Here is an 18,316-nt window from a genome sequence, read left to right as displayed (position 1 = left end):
GATTTACTTCCATAAAAGTTTTAATTCAACTTTATATTTACCAGCATAAGGATTTTTATTTGTAGGTTTTTCAGAAACAGAAAATTGATAAATTCCTCGCGCAGGTAAATTAAAAATTGTTTCTTTTCCAAATGGTCCTCCTTTTATAGTATCGCCAGGTCCTTTTATATGATTAATTCTAATATTTGCTGTTGAATCTTGAGCAGATATTTTTATCCAAACTTTTTTAGCTGAATCTGAATCAAAAGTAAATGTATTTGTTTGTTTAGCTATTTTAGTTACTTCAGCATTTGCTTTTGCGTAACTAATAACTAAATTTTGTGTCGTATTATCTTTGCTAAATGGTATAATTCTATCAGATGTGGTAACTGCAGAAGTACTTGTTGAAGGCTTTTTTAAAGAAGCTACTTTTGTTTTAAGTATTTTTTTCTGAGGAATTTTTTCTTCTTTAATTTTTTTGTTTTTTAAAGCTAGAGTCTGATAAGCACTATCTACTCCAATTTTACTTGGGTATATTGTTGGTGTTGATTTATTTTCACAACTGTAAAAAAATAAAGCTAAAGTAAATATAATAAAAGTCCATCTCATGCTTCAGAAAATTAAGATGTAAATGTAATTATTTTAGGTTTATCTCTACAATAGTGATTAGTTGAATTTAAAAATTCTTTTTCACTAAATCATCAAGCATTAATATAGGAGCAGATTTAACATCATCTTTTTTTAAAGTATCAAAAGTAATTTGAGTGTTCTTTGTTTGATTAGAATTTTTAGTGTGATGTTCTTTTTTTGTCTTTCTTAGACTTACATCAAAATTTAAAAGATTATTAAAGCTTTCTTTTATAGAAGAAAGTGCAATATCTTTGTTATCAGAATTCGAATTTTTTTGCTCTTGTTGAGCGTCACGTTGGGGTTGGTACACTCTACTTAAGGTAAAAGCGCATCCAATCGCAGTGCATAATATGATGATAGGACTATATCTCCTCATTGTAATAAAATTGTAAACATTTGATTAGCAAAAATTAAACCAAACTAGTATGTTATATTATAATTTTTTTGGAAAAGGTGAAACTTTAGTCTTTTTACATGGGTTTTTAGAGAGTTTAGAAATTTGGAATAATTTGATTAACAAGCTAAAAGATAATTATCAAATAATAACAATTGATTTACCTGGACATGGGAAATCTGAAAATTTACATGATATAAATACAATAGACTATATGACAGAAGAAGTCATTTCCGTCTTAGATAAGTTGAATATTGATAGAGCGACTTTTATAGGTCACTCTATGGGAGGTTATGTAGTAGCTGCAATTGCAGATTTGTATGCAAATAGAGTAGATAATATAGTTTTAATTAATTCTTCAACTTTGCCAGATGATGATGCTAAAAAAGCACAACGATTAAAAGCTTGTGAAACTGCAAAGAAAAATCTAAAAGGTTTGGTTAATTTAAGTATACCTAATTTATTTGCGAAACATCACAGAGAAAAATATAAAGAAGAAATAGAATTTGTTAAAAATATTGCTCTAAAAACACCTGTTGAAGGAGTTTGTTCTGCTTTAAAAGGAATGAGAGAACGTCCTAATCGTTCATCAATTTTATATGATTTTAAAGGAGGGATTTATATTATCGTTGGAATGAATGACGAAACTGTTAATCCAGAATTGTTTTTAACACTCATTCCCGAAACTCCAAATGTACATGTTTATAAATTTGATGGTGGACATATGGCTTATATAGAACATTTTGATGACGTATTAAATATCTTGAAAAATATTTAGCGCTTACTTAAGAAAAAGCTTTTCATTAATTCACTACATTCATTTTCTAAAACACCAGAAATAATTTGAGTTTTTGGATGTAATTCTCCTATTTTACTTTTAAATCCTCTTTTTTCGTCTGATGCACCATATACAACTTTAGATATTTGACTCCAATATAAGGCACCACCACACATTACACATGGTTCTAATGTTACATAAAGTGTACAATCTTGTAAATATTTACCTCCTAAGTAATTTGCAGCAGAAGTAATAGCTTGCATTTCTGCATGTGCTGTAACATCTGTTAATGTTTCTGTTAGATTATGTGCTTTAGCAATAATTTTATTGTTACATACCACAATAGCCCCTACAGGAATCTCATCTCTTTCATAAGCTGTATCCGCCTCTTTTAAGGCAATTCGCATAAAATATTCGTCTGTAAATAAGTTCTCCATGATATGTAAAATAAAAAACAAAAATAATCAATTCAGATTTGTATATTCAATACATTTGTAAAAATTGATACTCAGGAAATGAAACAGTCTAATTATATTTTTGCAGCAATTATTACATATTTGATGTGGGGATTTTTTAGTTTCGGACTAAAACCTATTGCAAGTTACCCGCCATTGGATATTTTATTTTTTAGATTATACGTATCAGTTTTCTTCTTGGTTATTATTAATGTTAGTTTTAGAAGGAAAAAAATAAAACAAGACTGGCAATTATTTTCTTCTTTAGAAAAAAAACAAAGAAATAAATTAGCTACACTAATCATTGGAGGGTCGTTAATATTAATGACCAATTGGTTGTCATTTATTATTGTAATGAATAATATAAGTGTACAAGCAGCATCATTATCTTATTTGGTTTGTCCAATTATTACAACTGTTTTAGCGTTTGTTATTTTAAAAGAACAACTTACAAAAGTAAAATGGTTGGCTGTAATTATTAGTCTCCTTGCTTGTGGAATTCTTTCTATAGGTCATTTTATAGACTTGTTTTATAGTCTTATAGTAGCTTGTTCCTTTGCACTTTACATTATTATACAAAGGAGTTTGAAAATTTTTGATAGTTTCAATTTATTAATGACACAGTTATTAATTGTTGCTGTTTTAATGTTGCCATTGGTTTTTACATTTGCTGGTGAAATACCAAAAGAACCTATCTTTTACAGATGTATAATGATGATTGTTGTAATGTTTACAATTATTCCTATGTTCTTAAATAATTTTGCTTTAAAAGGAATTGATTCTTCAACAGTTGGAGTGTTAATTTACCTTAATCCCATCACAAATTTTTTACTGGCAATTTTTTATTACAAAGAGTCAATTTCTTTTGTACAAATAATGGGTTATAGTTTAATTTTTATAGCAATTTTTGTGTTTAATATTCAAACAATTTATAAGCTAACAACAAATCGAAGAAAAGTATTGTAATGATTTTTTGTACAAAGTAAAATGTACAAAGTAAAATGTATAAAGTAAAATGAGGTTCTAAAAAATAAATAAATATTTCAAGTATAATCTCCCAAAATAGCTCTGTCTATTTTGGGATTTTTTTTATTCGTACACGAGAGTATTTATAATTCATAAGTTTTTTATTACATTTGCTTTAGGAAAAAATATAATTACGTAAAGAAATCGCATAAAATGGCTATAAAAACATTTAGAGAGGTGATCGCTGAAGCAATGAGTGAAGAAATGCGTCGCGATGAATCTATTTTCTTGATTGGAGAAGAAGTAGCAGAATATAACGGAGCTTACAAAGCTTCTAAAGGAATGTTAGACGAATTTGGTGCAAAACGTGTCATCGATTCTCCAATTGCAGAAGCAGGTTTCTCTGGAATTGCAGTTGGTTCTGCAATGACTGGATGTCGTCCTATTGTAGAATATATGACATTCAACTTCTCGTTAGTATCTATTGATCAAATTATCAATAATGCTGCAAAAATTTATCAAATGTCTGGAGGACAGTTTAATTGTCCAATCGTTTTTAGAGGGCCAACAGCATCTGCTGGTCAGTTAGGAGCAACACATTCACAAGCTTTTGAAAACTGGTATGCAAATGTACCAGGACTTAAAGTAATCGTTCCATCTAACCCATATGATGCAAAAGGATTACTTAAATCTGCAATTAGAGATAATGATCCAGTTATTTTCATGGAATCTGAACAGATGTATGGAGATAAAATGGAAATGCCAGATGAAGAATATACAATAGAGATTGGTAAAGCTGAAATAAAACGTGAAGGTACTGATGTAACATTGGTTTCTTTTGGTAAAATTATTAAGCAAGCATACATTGCTGCTGATGAATTAGCTAAAGAAGGAATTAGTGTAGAGGTTATCGATTTACGTACTGTTCGTCCATTAGATTACGATGCAATTTTTAAATCTGTAAAGAAAACAAATCGTTTAGTAGTTTTAGAAGAGGCTTGGCCATTTGCTTCAGTTGCTTCAGAAATTACTTATATGGTTCAACAAAAAGCATTCGATTATCTTGATGCACCAATTAAGCGTATTACAACAAAAGATACATCTGCACCTTATGCACCAAACTTATATGAAGCTTGGATACCAAATGCAAAAGATGTTGTAGAAGCTGTAAAATCAGTTATGTATAAATAACATTAATATAAGATAAACATCTATATTTGTAAAGTCTAGCATATAATTTGCTAGGCTTTATTTTTTTTAACTACGTCTTATTAATGAAAAGTTATATAGCAGCTTTATTTTTTACTTTATGCGCAATAATTAATGCTCAAGTAAAAATTCAAGGGAGAGTAATCGATTCTGAAACGTTAAAACCTATTCCGTATGCAGATATAAAATTACCAGAATTAAAAATTAGTGCCACATCAAATTCAGATGGTACATTTTATATAGAGTCTTCACAAAATTCTACACAATTAGTCGTATCCAAATCTGGTTACGAAATAGCAAATTTTGTTCTTGAGAAAAAAATAGACTATAATTTCACAGCACAATTATTTATTGATAATAATGATGATGATATAGAGGAAGGAAATGTTGTTGATTTAAAAACAGCAGTAGTTTCATCAGCAAAAAAGAAGCGTCTTAAAAAGAAAGAAAATCCTGCTTACGCTATTTTACGTGAAGTTTGGAAACATAAAAAAAAGAATGGAGTAAAACTTACTTCAAATTATCAGTACGACGAATACGAAAAATTACAGTTTGATATTAGTAATATTGATTCAACTTTCATGAAAAAGAAAATTTTTCGTGGAATGGAATTCGTTTTCGAAAAAGTTGATACATCTTCAATTAACGGAAAAACATTTTTACCTGCTTTCTTAAACGAAGCTATTTATAAAGTTTCGGGAACTAATGATCCTATAACAAAAGAAAGAAGAGAGTTAGTTGCTAATAAAACATCTGGATTCGAAAAAAATGAGATGGTAGCATCTATGGTAAAAAATCTTTTTAAAGATGTTGACATTTATGATAATAGAGTAAATATCTTAAATATAAAATTTGTAAGTCCTATAGCAAGCGATGGTTTTGCGGTTTATGATTATGAATTAAAAGATACAATAGATGTTGATGGTGTAGAGGTTTATCGAATAAAATATTATCCTCGTAGAGCAGGTGAACTTACGTTTAAAGGTGAGCTGTTTATTGCTAAAGATAATTATGCAGTAAAAGAAGTTGTTATGGAAACAACAAAAGATATTAATGTCAATTTCGTTCGTAATGTCTTTATGAATTTACAGTTCGATATACCTAACGATAGCATATTTTATCCGAAAAAAGAATATGCAATGTTGGATATGACAATATTGAGTAAAAAAGAAGATGGAAAAGGAATTTTTGCTCATAAAACAGTTAATTATTATAATTACGATTTTGAAACCAAGCATCCAGAAAAATATTATACCGAAAGACTAGATCCTACGAATTTTTCACTTAATGAAAAGTCTGATGAATTTTGGAAAGAAAACAGACCAGAAGCACTAACAAAAAATCAAGAAGGAATTTATGAAACATTAGAACAGTTAAATAAAGTTCCTAAATTTAATAACATTGTTAAAGTTGTAGAGATACTTGGGTCTGGATATTATAATGTAGGTGTTATAGATATTGGTAATTTATACCCTTCTTTTGGATATAATCAAATAGAAGGAGTACGATTAAGAGCTGGAGCAAGAACATATTTCTCTCAGAATGATATGTGGCGAGCACAAGGATTTGTAGCATATGGTTTTAAAGATGATAAGTTTAAATATGGAGCAGATTTTCGTTACATGTTTAACCAAGTCAATCGTTTTCAAGTTGGAATAGGAACTAAAAGAGATGTTGAGCAATTAGCTGCTACTTTAACATCTTCTGATGGAATAATGACAAGAAGTTTTGCTTCCTCATCAATTATTAATCAAGGAGATAATAAGCTTTTAAGTAATAATAATTTAACGAATGTTTACACATCTATAGACCCATGGAAAAATGTTACATTTCGTTTAGATGGAAATTATCAATTTATACAACCAGCAGATTCGCAATATTTTTCTATTGCTTATGAAAAAGATGGTAGGATAAAAGAAACATTAACAAACTCTAGTTTAAGTGCATCTATCATTGCTCGTCCTGGAGCTAAGTTTTCTCAGCATGGTATTGATAGACGTGAAATGGGGAATCTTGCACCAACTATCATGTTGCGTTATACAAAAGGTTTAAAAGGTGTAATTAATTCAGATTTTGAATACGATAAATTACAATTCTTATATAGTCAACCAATATTAGTAGGTTCATTTGGTCGATCTTTAGTTACTGTAGAAGCAGGAAAAACTTTTCAAGGAGTTCCATTATCGCTTATGAGTGCTATTCCAGGTAATGAGAGTTATGGACAAGTTTATGGAACTTTTTCTCAATTAGGTTATTATGATTTTGTGACAGACGAATATGTTACATTAAATTGGGAACATCACTTCAGAGGTTGGTTTTTTAATAAAATCCCATTCATCAAAAAATTAAAATTAAGAGAAGTAACTTTCTTAAGAGGAGCATATGGAAATATTTCTGAAAAAAGTAAAGCTATAAATAGATCTACAGTAGAATATTTTGCTCCAAATCAACAAATCTATTATGAATATGGATTTGGTGTGGAAAATATTGGTTTTGGAAACATTAGACCAATCCGAATTGATTTTAATTGGAGAGGAAATTATAATTATTTACCAAATGTTCGTAAATTTGGCGTGACAATCGGATTAGGATGGAATTTGTAAAAATAAAATAAATTAAATATAAGTTAAAATGACTTTTGATGCAATTATAGAAATCCCTAGAGGATCTCGTAACAAATACGAAATGGATCACGAAACAGGAAGAATTCGTTTCGATCGCGTTTTATTTTCGCCAATGTTTTACCCAGCAGACTACGGATTTGTAGAAAATACATTAGCGTTAGATGGAGATCCAATCGACGTTTTGGTTTTCTTAACAGAACCAACTGTACCAGGATGTGTTATCGAAGTTAAAACAATTGGTGTTTTAAATATGTCTGATGACAAAGGTCGTGATGAGAAATTACTTTGTGTACCAGTTGCTGATCCAACTTGGAACCAATTAAACGATATCAACGATATGAATCCTCATACATTAAAAGCTGTTGAACATTTCTTTAAAACATACAAAGATTTAGAAAACAAAACTTGTGTTGTAGAAGGATATGGTGACAAAGCACAAGCTGAGAAATTATTACAAGAATCTAGAGATCGTTTTGTACCAACTCACTAAGAAATAAATTATCATTTCTATATAAAAATAGTCCGCAAAATATTGCGGACTATTTTTTTTATAAAATTTTGTGCATGATTTTAGGCTGAATTCAAAAAATCCTCACTAAGTTTAATTTAAATACTTATTAATATGAATTCTAAAATTTTATTATCCTTTACTATTTTCTCTGCATCATTAGTATTTGGACAATCAAATAATACATTAAAGTTGATTAATGACGAGGTACAGAAGAATGCAGAAGCTTATCAACAATTAAAAAGTGCGACAGAAACAATTGGTCATCGAGCAACAGGAACAAAAAATGGAGAGCAAGCAGAAGAGTTAGCTGCTAAACTATTGCGTTCTTATGGATACAATGTTTCTTTTCAGGAATTTACATTTAACGGATGGAATCGTAAATCGTTATCATTAGTCGTAAATAATCAACCTGTAAAAGCTGTTGCATTAGCACATTCACCAGCAGATGTAAAACTGTCGGGAGAATTAATAGATTTAGGAAATGGTTTAGAAGAGGATTATAAGAAAGTTACAGATAAAGTAAAAGGCAAAATAGTTTTTGCAACAATTGGCTTGTTGGAGGGAACACCAAAGACAATAGAAAATCTTCACCGTTCAGAGAAAACAGCTTTAGCAGAAAAATATGGTGCAAAAGGAATTATTCTCTTTAATAAACCTGCAGGAGAAATTTTATTAACAGGAACAGCATCTGTAACTGGAGATATTATAAAAATACCTGCAATTAATATTAGTTTAGAAGATGGTTTAAAAATTAAACAAGCTTTAACGAAAGGAAAAGAAGTTGCTAAAATAGAAATGAAAAATGATGTTGGTTTAATGAAAGGACGCAACATTATTGCAAAGAAAATAGGATCTGAATTTCCGAACGAAAAGGTTGTTTTAGGAGGACATTTAGATAGTTGGGATTTAGCAACAGGAGCAATAGATAACGGAGTAGGAAGCTTCTCTGTGATAGATGTTGCGAGAACATATAAAAAATTAAATTTAGAGAATAAAAGAACAATAGAGTTTGTACTTTTTATGGGAGAGGAGATAGGTCTTTTAGGATCTAAGCACTATGTTAAACAAGCAATGAAAGATGGTTCTATCAACCAAATTAAAGCAATGTCTAATATGGATATGACGACTAATCCTAAATCCTATTATTCTACAATGGATTCAAGTTTATCTTTTTTAAATACTTTGTCAAAAGATATTCAACAAATAATTCCAGACTTTAAAACGACTTCTTTTGCAAGTGTAGATTTACATTCAGATCATCAACCATTTATGTTGCAAGGTGTACCGATTATAGGATTAACACATAGCCAATTTAAAGAAGGAGCTTTAAATTGTTATCATGCAAATTGTGATACTTTTAATTATGTAGAAGAAGAAGGATTAAAAAATAATGTAATAACAGAAACATATTTACTTTATAATCTAAGTAATTTAAAAGAAATTCCATCTAAACCTTGGACGGAAGATGAAACAAAAAATGCTTTAATAAAAGGTAATTTAGAAACGCCACTTCGTATATCTGGTGATTGGAGATGGTAATACGATAGTTTAAAAAATAAAAAAACCTCGAGATTTCTCGAGGTTTTTTTATGCTGTATAATTAAATTAAAACGCCTTTATCAAAATGAGCAACCAATGGAGATATTCTTGCAACTGCTTCTGCAGAGCAACTCGCAGCAATTAAATTAAAACTTGCTTCGTCTCCAACTTTTGGCCAAGCGACATTTCCATTATCATCTAATGGTGTTATTTGGTTTGTCGCAATTTTTAAACATCTAGATAAACCAAACTCATCCGACATACCATATAATTCTGCCATTACATTTGCACGTTGTAACATATTTCCTAAACCAAAAGGTTGCCAATGGTCTATTACACTATCTGTTCCCGTAGCAACATAAACACCTTTTTTAATTAATGTAGGAATAGGCATAATTGTTCTTCCAAATGGAATAGTAGAGATAATTCCTATTTTAGCATCAGCCAATTTTTCTGCAATTTCCTCTTGTTTTTTAGCATCTAATTTGGCTAAAACAAAAGCATGACTCATAAATGTTTTTCCTTTTAAGACAGGATTTTCGTTTACTTTATCTATTAAATATTCAAACGTTTTTAAACCAGATTCACCCGTTTCATGTAAATGGATGTCAATACCTTTTTTGTTGTCTAATGCCATTTGTATGGTATCATCCATAGTACGTTCCATATTACCATCTATAGAAGTAGGATCTAATCCTCCAATAAAATCAATATTCATCTTAGCCGCTTCTTTCATTATTGCTAATGATTCTGTATAATATAAACCATGCTGAGGAAAAGCAACAATTTCAACATTAAAATTATCTTTTTTCTGTTCAATAGCTTTTTGTAAATTCTTTAAAGAATCTAATTTAGATGTTGTTTCGATATTACAATGTGAACGAGCAAAATTTGTCCCATGAGATTGTAAAAGTTCAATAATTTTACCAGCACGTTCAACAGATACTTTTAATAATTCTGGCATTAATTCTTGCTCCAATTTTATCATATCAGCTACAGAATGCTGACGTTTAGATCTTGCTTTCCAAGGACCACCATAAAATGTTTTATCCAAATGGATATGCATATCTTTCATGGCAGGAAGTAATAGAAATCCTTTTGCATCAAAAGCATCTTTTAAAGGATTTTCTTGATGTATTTTAACAATCTTACCATTTTTAATATCAAGATTAAATAAAGCAGTTTTTGTTCCTGTAATCTCAAAATCATCGCGTTCAAAACCAATTTCTAATCGAACATTTTTTATTTGAGTTATATTTTTTAAAGTTTCCATATTCTCTATTTTTTCCATTGCAAATAATTGCTGTGTTGATGCAGTAAGTAAACCAACGCCAAAAAGCGACGACATTTTTATAAATGTTTTTCTATCTATATGTTGAGAATTCTTTGTTTCCATTTTCTAATTGTTTAACTATTACAAAATTAGAGACGAAACGGGAGAGATTTGTTATTAAAATAAGTCTAAAACTTGTGAAAATTATAAATTTTTGCTCAGAAACGTTTTGGGCGTTCCTTTCAGGTCGGGTTTTTCGCTGTATCTTTTGTTCGCTAGAACGCTCTACAAAAGGATGCCGCTTCAACCCCTAACGCAATTTTACAGTTGTAATTTTTTAAACTAATTATTCTATAATTTTTCAATTATAATCCTGTTTTTATAACGATCTGTTATGTTTAGTTTGTCGAAACATTTTATAAAATTCTTTATTATTCTTCGATAAGCTTAGAATGACACTCTGAATTAATTAAAATTATGTCTCTTAAAAAAGTTAAATAACTTTATTTTCAACTTATAATATTAAAGGATTTACGTTTAACTTTTCGAAAATATAAGGCAGTTACAAATTGTAAAATTTGTAATGAAAGATGATGAGAAATCTCCGATTTCTTATGCAACAGCGATTGCAACGACATCCTTTTTGCGAAGCATTCCCGCGAAGTAAAAAGATACAGTGTAAAGCGCGTTAAGTTGCCCATAAAATTATAATTAGAACTTTATTTAAAGCTATTGTAAAAATCTTTCGGATTTATGCCGGTTCTGTATTTAAAGAAATTAGAAAAATTACCAGAATCATGAAAACCTAATTCTTGACCAATTTGTTTCATGGATAATGAAGTTGTAACCATTAAACGTTTTGCTTCTAAAATAATTCTACTTTTTATGACTTCGTTTGCCTTTAAATTATAGGCCTCTTTGGTTAGCATATTTAGATAGTTAGATGTAATATTTAATTTCCTAGCATAAAAAGAAACATTTTTTTGAGTAGAAAAATGCTCATTTATAAGGTTTTCAAACTTAATAAGAATAGAATTAGATCTTACAGTTATAATTTTCGGATACTGTTTGTTATATAAATTTAAGAACTGTTTTAGGATTAATATCGTCCTAATTTCTATAATCGAATAATCCATTGTTTGAGATGAAAATTCTTCAAAAAGAAGCTCAAATTCGCGTTCTATTTTATCGAATTCTAAATCGTCTAATTCGATAATAGAATTGTTTAACGAAAATAAAGTTGTTAAATGAAAAGTGTTTTGAACAATCTGAATAACTTCTTCCGAAAACATTAATTGGAAACCTTTCGTGTCTTCTGCAAGTTGCCAATTATGAACTTGCTCTGGTAAAACAAAATGAATTTGTTGCGGTTGAACATCAAACGATTCAAAATCTATATGATGGGTACCACTTCCTTTTTTTACAAGAAATAAAAGGTAAAAATTATGTTTATGAGGTTGTGAGAAAGAGCTTTCTCCTTTTACTTCGTGCCGAATAATTTCTACATTCTTAAATGATAGAGGTAGAATATCTTGTATACCCAATATCGGAATTTCAGGAGAATCTTTCATAATTGTAAAAATAATAAATCATCAGATTAATCTGATGATTTACAGTTTATTTCTTTTTAAGTTTTACAGTGAAATGTCTTAAAATATCAGCTTCCCATGTAATTTCGTAACCAGAAGAAATTTCATGCCTTCTGTCGAATAAATTCTTTAAACAAGCAGCAATATAATCCATGTGACTTTGTAAGTATGTACGTCTTGGAATGGCTAATCTTAATAATTCTAATTTTGGGTATCTGTTCTCTCTCGTTTCTGGATCGCGATCTGCTAAAATAGTTCCGATTTCTACTCCACGAATTCCACCTTCTTTGTATAATTCTATTCCTAATGTTTGTGCAGGGAATTCTTCTCGAGAAATATTAGGTAAAAATTTTACAGCATCTATAAAGATTGCATGTCCACCAATAGGTTGTTGGATAGGAATACCATATTCTATTAATTTATTTCCTAAATATTCCACTTGTGAAATGCGAGATTTTAGATAAGAATATTCAGTTGCTTCGTCTAAACCTTGAGACAAGGCAGCTAAATCACGACCTGCTAAACCTCCGTAACTTAAAAAGCCTTCATATATAATTCCAAAATTTCCACATTTTTGATACAACTCTTTATCATTTAAAGCAATAAAACCACCAATGTTTACCAAACCATCTTTTTTAGAAGACATTGTCATTCCATCTCCATTAGAAAACATTTCTAATACAATTTCTTTAATGGTATCATTCTTAAATTCTTCTTCTCTTTCTTTAATGAAATATGCATTTTCGGCAAATCTTGCACCATCAAAAAATACTGGAATTTGATATTGATTAGATAGCTCTCTAACATTACGAATGTTTTCTATAGAAACTGGTTGTCCACCAGAAGAGTTACATGTAATAGTAATTAATGTAAAAGGAATTTTTTCTTTTCCGTATTCTTTATAAACTTTTTCTAATTTATTTAAATCTATATTTCCCTTAAATGGATGAATTATTTCGCTATCGAATGCTTCGTCTATCGTGCAATCTATCGCGTGTGCTTTTCTAAATTCAATGTGTCCTTTTGTTGTATCGAAGTGAGAATTTCCAGGAACTACATCTCCTTCTTTTACTAATGCAGAGAAAAGTACGTTTTCTGCAGCTCGACCTTGATGGGTTGGTAATAAATAATCGAAGCCTGTAATTTTATTTACTGTATTTTTTAATTGATGAAAAGATCTTGATCCAGCATAACTTTCGTCGCCCGTCATAATTTCTGCCCATTGTTTATCAGACATTGCTCCAGTACCAGAATCGGTTAATAGATCAATAAAAACTTTCTCGCTTTCTAAGTTGAATAGATTATAGTCTTTTTCTTCAATCCACTTCTCTCTTTCTTCCTTTGTTGATTGATAGATTTCTTCTACCATTTTAATGCGAAATGATTCAGCAAAAGGTAATTCCATTTTTTTTGTGTTTTTGTGTATAGTTAAATATATAAAGTATTTTCTCAACAAAAAAGAACAATAGAGAAGTGTTTTTAAGAATGTTATTTCTCCTGATTTTATAATTAGAACTAGATATAATTAAGCCAAAAATAAAGCCTTAATATAAAAAATATTAAGGCTTTATTTGAAAAGATCTGCATGAGTGCCAATTCTAACTAGCTCTAAAAGCATTATTTCGGTATCTTCACTCCATATTAATAGTAAATCAGGTTTTACATGACACTCCCAATAGCCATTGTATTCTCCTTTTAATTTGTGAGGTTTATGTTTTTTACTAATCCCTTTGTTTCCTTGTTCAGCAAGATTATTTAAAAAATTTTGTAAAATGATAAAATCGGAATTACTACGTTTTTTGAGTAATTTCAAATCTTTTAAAAATTTATTAGAAGCAACGATTTTAAACATTATTATATGCTTTTAAATAATTCGTCAACACTATTAAATTTAACTCCCTTTCCTTCTTTAAGTTCTTTTATAGCTTCTTTAGTTTCTTTGTTAAGTTCATTATAATTTAAAGCTTCTGCAATAATAGTTTCTAATAAGTTACTTATACTTCTATTTTCTTTTTTAGCAAGTTCTTCAATTTTTAAGTAAAGACCTCTATTTAATCTTAAAGAAGTTGCTTTTTTTGTTTCTTTTGTATTCATAGTAAATCTATTTAAATACAAAATTAACTTTTTTTCATTTCATCTAAAATAGAAAGTTGATTTTTAACAATGCTTTAGTTTAAGTTATTTAAATGTAATATCATTAAATAAAAAAGGATTGTCTATAAGACAACCCTTTTACATATATATATTGTAAGATTAAATTAAGTTTAGAACTTTTTCTAAATCTTCTAATAAATCATCTATATCTTCTATACCAACAGATAAACGAATTAAATCATCTGTGATTCCAATTTCTGCACGTTTTTCTGCCGGAATTGATGCATGTGTCATTGTAGCTGGATGATTAGCTAACGATTCAACTCCGCCAAGAGATTCAGCTAAAGTAAAAACAGACAAGTTTTCTAAAATTTTGAAAGCATCTTCTTTTTTACCAGAAGTTAAAGTGAATGTTACCATTCCTCCAAAGTCTTTCATTTGTTTTTTAGCAATCTCATGTTGAGGATGATTTTCTAATCCTGGGTAATAAACATGAGCAACTTTTGAATGTTTATCTAAAAATTGAGCAACTTTCATTCCGTTAGAACAATGGCGATCCATACGAACAGCTAATGTCTTAATTCCTCTTAATACTAAGTAAGAATCTTGAGGACCTAAAATTCCTCCAGTTGCAAATAAATTAAAATGAACGTCTGTTGCTAATTTTTCTGAATTAACAACAATAGCTCCAGCAACTAAATCAGAGTGACCTCCTAAATATTTAGTAGCTGAATGCATAACGATATCAGCACCTAATTCTATTGGTCTTTGTAAATATGGAGATGCAAATGTATTATCTACAGCAACTAATACGTCAGCTTTCTTAGATTTAGAAGCGTCATTTACAGCTTTTATATCAACCACTTTCATTAATGGGTTGGTTGGAGTTTCAATCCAAATCATTTTTGTGTTGTCATTAATTAATGCGGTAACAGCATCAACGTTTGTCATATCTACAAAATGAAATTTTAATCCATATTTTGCATAAACACGTGTAAATAAACGGTAAGATCCTCCATATAAATCATCCATTGCAATAATTTCATCACCTGGATTAAATAATTTAAGAACTCCATCTATTGCAGCTAAACCAGAACCAAATGCAAAACCTGCAACACCTCCTTCTATTGATGCTAAAGCATTCTCTAAAGCAGAACGTGTAGGGTTTTCACCTCTAGAATATTCATAACCATTATGCTGTCCTGGTGATTTTTGAGCAAATGTTGATGTTTGGTAAATTGGAGTCATTACTGCTCCTGTTGATGGATCGTGATGTTGACCACCATGTATAGCTTTTGTATTGAATTTCATGATATTTCTTTAAACTATAGCAAATATATGGAGTTTTATTTATTTTTGGTTTTCATCTTCTTAAGAAACCTTTTATTGATAATATTTTAACAATATATTTATATAATTAACTATTAATACTGATTCTAAATAACTTATTTTTCTCTTAATTAATAAAATAGATAAGTAGGAAAAACAATAATTAGTATTAATTAAATGATTTTAAATACTTAAATAAATTAAGTATTTAATGTGAATATTGTAAATTATCATTACTTTTATTAAGTATAATTTAATAATATACTAATTATTTTAATGAAAAACAAGAATAGTTAAATAAATTTAACACAAAGTTAAATAATTAACCATAATTTAACAATCATCTCATTTATTGTGCTCAAATTTGCACAGTAAACTTTTAAACTATTTCAAAAGATGAGGTTAAACTCAATGAAGCTTTTATTAGTAGGAGCTTTTGCCTTAACGGCATCATTATCTTTCGCCCAAGTTGTTGAACCGATTGATTCTACAAAGGTTGAACAAGAAGAAAACGTATCTTTAACAGAAACATTAATCATCGGTAAAGGTGTAATTGATGTTGCTGAAGGGCGTAAAACTCCAGTAGCTGTATCTACAATCAGAAGAGCTGATATAGAAGATAAAGCTATAGGAAATGTGGATTTTCCTGAGATTTTCACAACAACACCTTCTGTTTATGTATCTGGACAATCTTCTGGATTTGGAGATTCGAATATGTTCTTACGTGGATTCAGTAGCCAAAATACTGCATACTTATTAAATGGACAACCAATTAATGGTATGGAAGATGGTAACTTATACTGGTCTAACTGGTCAGCAATGACTGAGGTTGCAAATTCAGTTCAGATTCAACGTGGTTTAGGATCTTCTAAATTAGCAATTTCTTCTGTTGGTGGTACTGTAAGTATGGTAACAAAAGCAACAGAAAGAAAACAAGGTGGATATGTAAGATATAACATGGGTAATGATAGCTACATGAGTGCTACTATTGGCTATGATACAGGAATGAAAGGGAAATGGGGAGCGTCTTTTATGGTTAACCATTGGCAAGCTCACAGAGCATTTGCTCAAGGTACAGCTGGACAAGGACAAGCTTACTTCGTTTCTGTTGGATATAAACCAAACGAGCGTCACCAAATTAACTTTATGATTTTTGGAGCACCTCAAGAACATGATCAAAATTTTGCGACTAAAAGTGCTGCTCAATGGGCTACTGCAGAGCAATTTGGTTATGGTAAAAAATACAACAATAACTACGGTTACTTAAATGGTGAGGGTAAAACTTTAAGAACAAATTATTACCACAAACCAGTAGCAAACCTTAACTGGGATTGGACGATAAACGAGAATGCTAGTTTATCTACAGTTGTTTATGCATCTACTGGAACAGGTGGAGGAGCATCAGGAGTTGGTAGAGCTACAAGTACAACAACAAATGGATTAATTGATTTTAATAAAATCATTACTAATAACTCTTTAATAGCTAACGGAATTGGTGGTTCTGGTCAAAGTGGTGCAATTCGTTCATCTGTAAATAACCACTTCTGGTATGGAGCAGTATCTAACTTCAATTATGATACTAAAACAGGATGGAACTTCAATTTAGGAGCTGATTTAAGATTCTACAAAGGAGATCACTTCCAACAAATGACAAATTTATTTGGTTTAAATGGTTGGAATCAAAGAAGACCTGATGGACAAAATATAGTTGTAACAGAAACGTTTTCAACTAACCCATGGTCAGCATTATTTAAATCTGCTAGTAAAGATCAAAGAACAAACCGTGATAATAGTGAAGATATAAACTATCAAGGTGTTTTTGGTCAAGTTGAGTATGCAAATGATATTTTCTCTGTGTTTGCACAAGGAGCTGTATCTAATCAATACTACAGAAAATATGATTCTTGGAATTATGGTGGTGTAGAAGCTGCTTCTGTAAAAGTTAACAAAACAGGATGGAATCTTAAAGGAGGTGCCTCTTTATTCCTTAATACGGAGAACAAATTATTTGTAAATGCAGGTAAATACTCTCGTCAACCATTCTTAGATAATGTATTTGCTTTTAATACTGTAAACTTACGTGAACCAGAAGTTAAAAACGAAGAAATTACAAGTTTTGAAATTGGTTACAAATACGAGACAAGAAATTTACGTGTTAATGTGAATGCTTACCATACAGAATGGGCTAACCGTTTCTTAGGTGCATCTGGACAAGTAACACCAGATCCAATTGGAGAGCCTAACGTAACAAGACCTATTTATACATATTATACAAATATTGCTCAAGTTCATAAAGGTATTGAAATTGATTTTGATGCTAAAATATCTCATGTATTTGGATTATATGGTTTTGCTTCTTACGGTGATTGGAAATATGATGGAACAACTCCATACGAATCTCAGTATACTGATGATAATACTTTCTTTGAAAGAGGAAATGTTGATTTAACAGGAACTTATGTAGGTGAAGCTGCTCAATTTACATTTGGTATGGGTACAAAAGTTAACTTTACTAAAAACTTATATTGGGATGTAGATTTCATGTACAATGCAAGAATCTGGGGACAAGTAACACCTGAAGATGTAGTTGCTAGCTCTCTTAAAGGAGAAACTTATCAAGCAGAACAAGTACCAGCTTTTGCTCGTGTTAATACAGGTTTAGCTTACTCATTTAAATTTGGTAAACAAGCTATTAAATTTAGAGGAAACGTTCGTAACTTATTCAATGATCAATACGTAAGTAGAATTGATAGAAATGGATATGGTTATGCAGTAGGTAGAACTTGGAATGCTGGAGTTACTTATAGCTTCTAATTAAAAGATAATTTAATTATCCAATTATATAAAAGACGAACTGTTTACAGTTCGTCTTTTTTTATTTTAAAAATTACTTAAATTGATTCTAAACAATAATCCTTTAGGAATAACAACCATTTAATAAATGGA

General features: G+C 29.8%; 16 protein-coding genes. 7 read left to right on the top strand and 9 right to left on the bottom strand.

Annotated features, from left to right (window positions below; translation table 11 throughout):
• Nucleotides 1-3: 3 nt before the first annotated feature.
• Together BUA86_RS01110 and BUA86_RS01105 are read right to left on the bottom strand one after the other, a co-directional pair.
• Nucleotides 4-588 carry a hypothetical protein gene (locus BUA86_RS01110; RefSeq protein ID WP_072929057.1) on the bottom strand — a complete coding sequence of 195 codons (585 nt, stop codon included), beginning with the start codon at nucleotides 586-588 and terminating at the stop codon, nucleotides 4-6.
• Nucleotides 589-655: 67 nt separating this feature from the next.
• Nucleotides 656-985 carry a hypothetical protein gene (locus BUA86_RS01105; protein ID WP_072929055.1) on the bottom strand — a complete coding sequence of 110 codons (330 nt, stop codon included), beginning with the start codon at nucleotides 983-985 and terminating at the stop codon, nucleotides 656-658.
• Between the two features lie 49 nt (nucleotides 986-1,034).
• On the opposite strand from BUA86_RS01105, the gene BUA86_RS01100 reads away from it, so the two are divergent.
• Nucleotides 1,035-1,781 carry an alpha/beta fold hydrolase gene (locus tag BUA86_RS01100; RefSeq protein WP_072929053.1) on the top strand — a complete coding sequence of 249 codons (747 nt, stop codon included), beginning with the start codon at nucleotides 1,035-1,037 and terminating at the stop codon, nucleotides 1,779-1,781.
• Here the strand turns inward: BUA86_RS01100 and BUA86_RS01095 are convergent.
• The gene (locus BUA86_RS01095) at nucleotides 1,778-2,218 is read right to left on the bottom strand and encodes a nucleoside deaminase (RefSeq protein ID WP_072929051.1); all 441 of its coding nucleotides are present in this window, start codon (nucleotides 2,216-2,218) and stop codon (nucleotides 1,778-1,780) included. The genes BUA86_RS01100 and BUA86_RS01095 overlap by 4 nt on opposite strands.
• A gap of 78 nt (nucleotides 2,219-2,296) precedes the next feature.
• On the opposite strand from BUA86_RS01095, the gene BUA86_RS01090 reads away from it, so the two are divergent.
• The 5 genes from BUA86_RS01090 to BUA86_RS01070 all read left to right on the top strand — a co-directional run bounded on the left by BUA86_RS01090 (nucleotide 2,297) and on the right by BUA86_RS01070 (nucleotide 9,085).
• The gene (locus tag BUA86_RS01090; RefSeq protein ID WP_072929050.1) at nucleotides 2,297-3,202 is read left to right on the top strand and encodes an EamA family transporter; all 906 of its coding nucleotides are present in this window, start codon (nucleotides 2,297-2,299) and stop codon (nucleotides 3,200-3,202) included.
• 168 nt (nucleotides 3,203-3,370) lie between these two features.
• Nucleotides 3,371-4,393, top strand: a complete 1,023-nt coding sequence (locus BUA86_RS01085) for a pyruvate dehydrogenase complex E1 component subunit beta (protein WP_262891206.1) — start codon at nucleotides 3,371-3,373, stop codon at nucleotides 4,391-4,393.
• Nucleotides 4,394-4,476: 83 nt separating this feature from the next.
• A complete protein-coding gene (locus tag BUA86_RS01080; RefSeq protein WP_072929046.1) occupies nucleotides 4,477-7,014 on the top strand; it encodes a DUF5686 family protein in 2,538 nt (845 codons plus the stop codon).
• 28 nt (nucleotides 7,015-7,042) lie between these two features.
• Nucleotides 7,043-7,525 carry an inorganic diphosphatase gene (locus tag BUA86_RS01075; protein WP_072929044.1) on the top strand — a complete coding sequence of 161 codons (483 nt, stop codon included), beginning with the start codon at nucleotides 7,043-7,045 and terminating at the stop codon, nucleotides 7,523-7,525.
• Nucleotides 7,526-7,657: 132 nt separating this feature from the next.
• The gene (locus BUA86_RS01070) at nucleotides 7,658-9,085 is read left to right on the top strand and encodes a M28 family peptidase (protein ID WP_072929042.1); all 1,428 of its coding nucleotides are present in this window, start codon (nucleotides 7,658-7,660) and stop codon (nucleotides 9,083-9,085) included.
• A gap of 61 nt (nucleotides 9,086-9,146) precedes the next feature.
• On the opposite strand, the gene BUA86_RS01065 is transcribed toward BUA86_RS01070, so the two are convergent.
• The 6 genes from BUA86_RS01065 to BUA86_RS01040 form a co-directional block, all read right to left on the bottom strand.
• A complete protein-coding gene (locus BUA86_RS01065; RefSeq protein ID WP_072929040.1) occupies nucleotides 9,147-10,481 on the bottom strand; it encodes an amidohydrolase in 1,335 nt (444 codons plus the stop codon).
• A gap of 596 nt (nucleotides 10,482-11,077) precedes the next feature.
• The gene (locus BUA86_RS01060; protein WP_072929038.1) at nucleotides 11,078-11,929 is read right to left on the bottom strand and encodes an AraC family transcriptional regulator; all 852 of its coding nucleotides are present in this window, start codon (nucleotides 11,927-11,929) and stop codon (nucleotides 11,078-11,080) included.
• Between the two features lie 46 nt (nucleotides 11,930-11,975).
• Nucleotides 11,976-13,352, bottom strand: a complete 1,377-nt coding sequence (tnaA, locus tag BUA86_RS01055; RefSeq protein ID WP_072929036.1) for a tryptophanase TnaA — start codon at nucleotides 13,350-13,352, stop codon at nucleotides 11,976-11,978.
• A 162-nt stretch (nucleotides 13,353-13,514) separates the two neighbouring features.
• Nucleotides 13,515-13,799, bottom strand: coding sequence for a type II toxin-antitoxin system YafQ family toxin (locus tag BUA86_RS01050; protein WP_072929034.1), 285 nt, complete (start codon nucleotides 13,797-13,799; stop codon nucleotides 13,515-13,517).
• A 2-nt stretch (nucleotides 13,800-13,801) separates the two neighbouring features.
• Entirely contained in the window at nucleotides 13,802-14,041 is a 240-nt protein-coding gene (locus tag BUA86_RS01045) for a hypothetical protein (RefSeq protein WP_072929032.1), read from the bottom strand.
• Between the two features lie 159 nt (nucleotides 14,042-14,200).
• On the bottom strand, nucleotides 14,201-15,352 hold the full coding sequence (locus tag BUA86_RS01040; protein ID WP_072929030.1) for a cystathionine gamma-synthase: 1,152 nt from the start codon (nucleotides 15,350-15,352) through the stop codon (nucleotides 14,201-14,203).
• Between the two features lie 429 nt (nucleotides 15,353-15,781).
• On the opposite strand from BUA86_RS01040, the gene BUA86_RS01035 reads away from it, so the two are divergent.
• Nucleotides 15,782-18,184, top strand: coding sequence for a TonB-dependent receptor (locus BUA86_RS01035; protein ID WP_229731810.1), 2,403 nt, complete (start codon nucleotides 15,782-15,784; stop codon nucleotides 18,182-18,184).
• The last annotated feature ends 132 nt before the right edge of the window (nucleotides 18,185-18,316 follow it).

This window comes from Chishuiella changwenlii (assembly GCF_900142565.1).
Classification (GTDB): domain Bacteria; phylum Bacteroidota; class Bacteroidia; order Flavobacteriales; family Weeksellaceae; genus Empedobacter; species Empedobacter changwenlii.
Note: the sequence above shows the minus strand (reverse complement) of the source record. Positions and strands in the feature narration are given on the sequence as shown.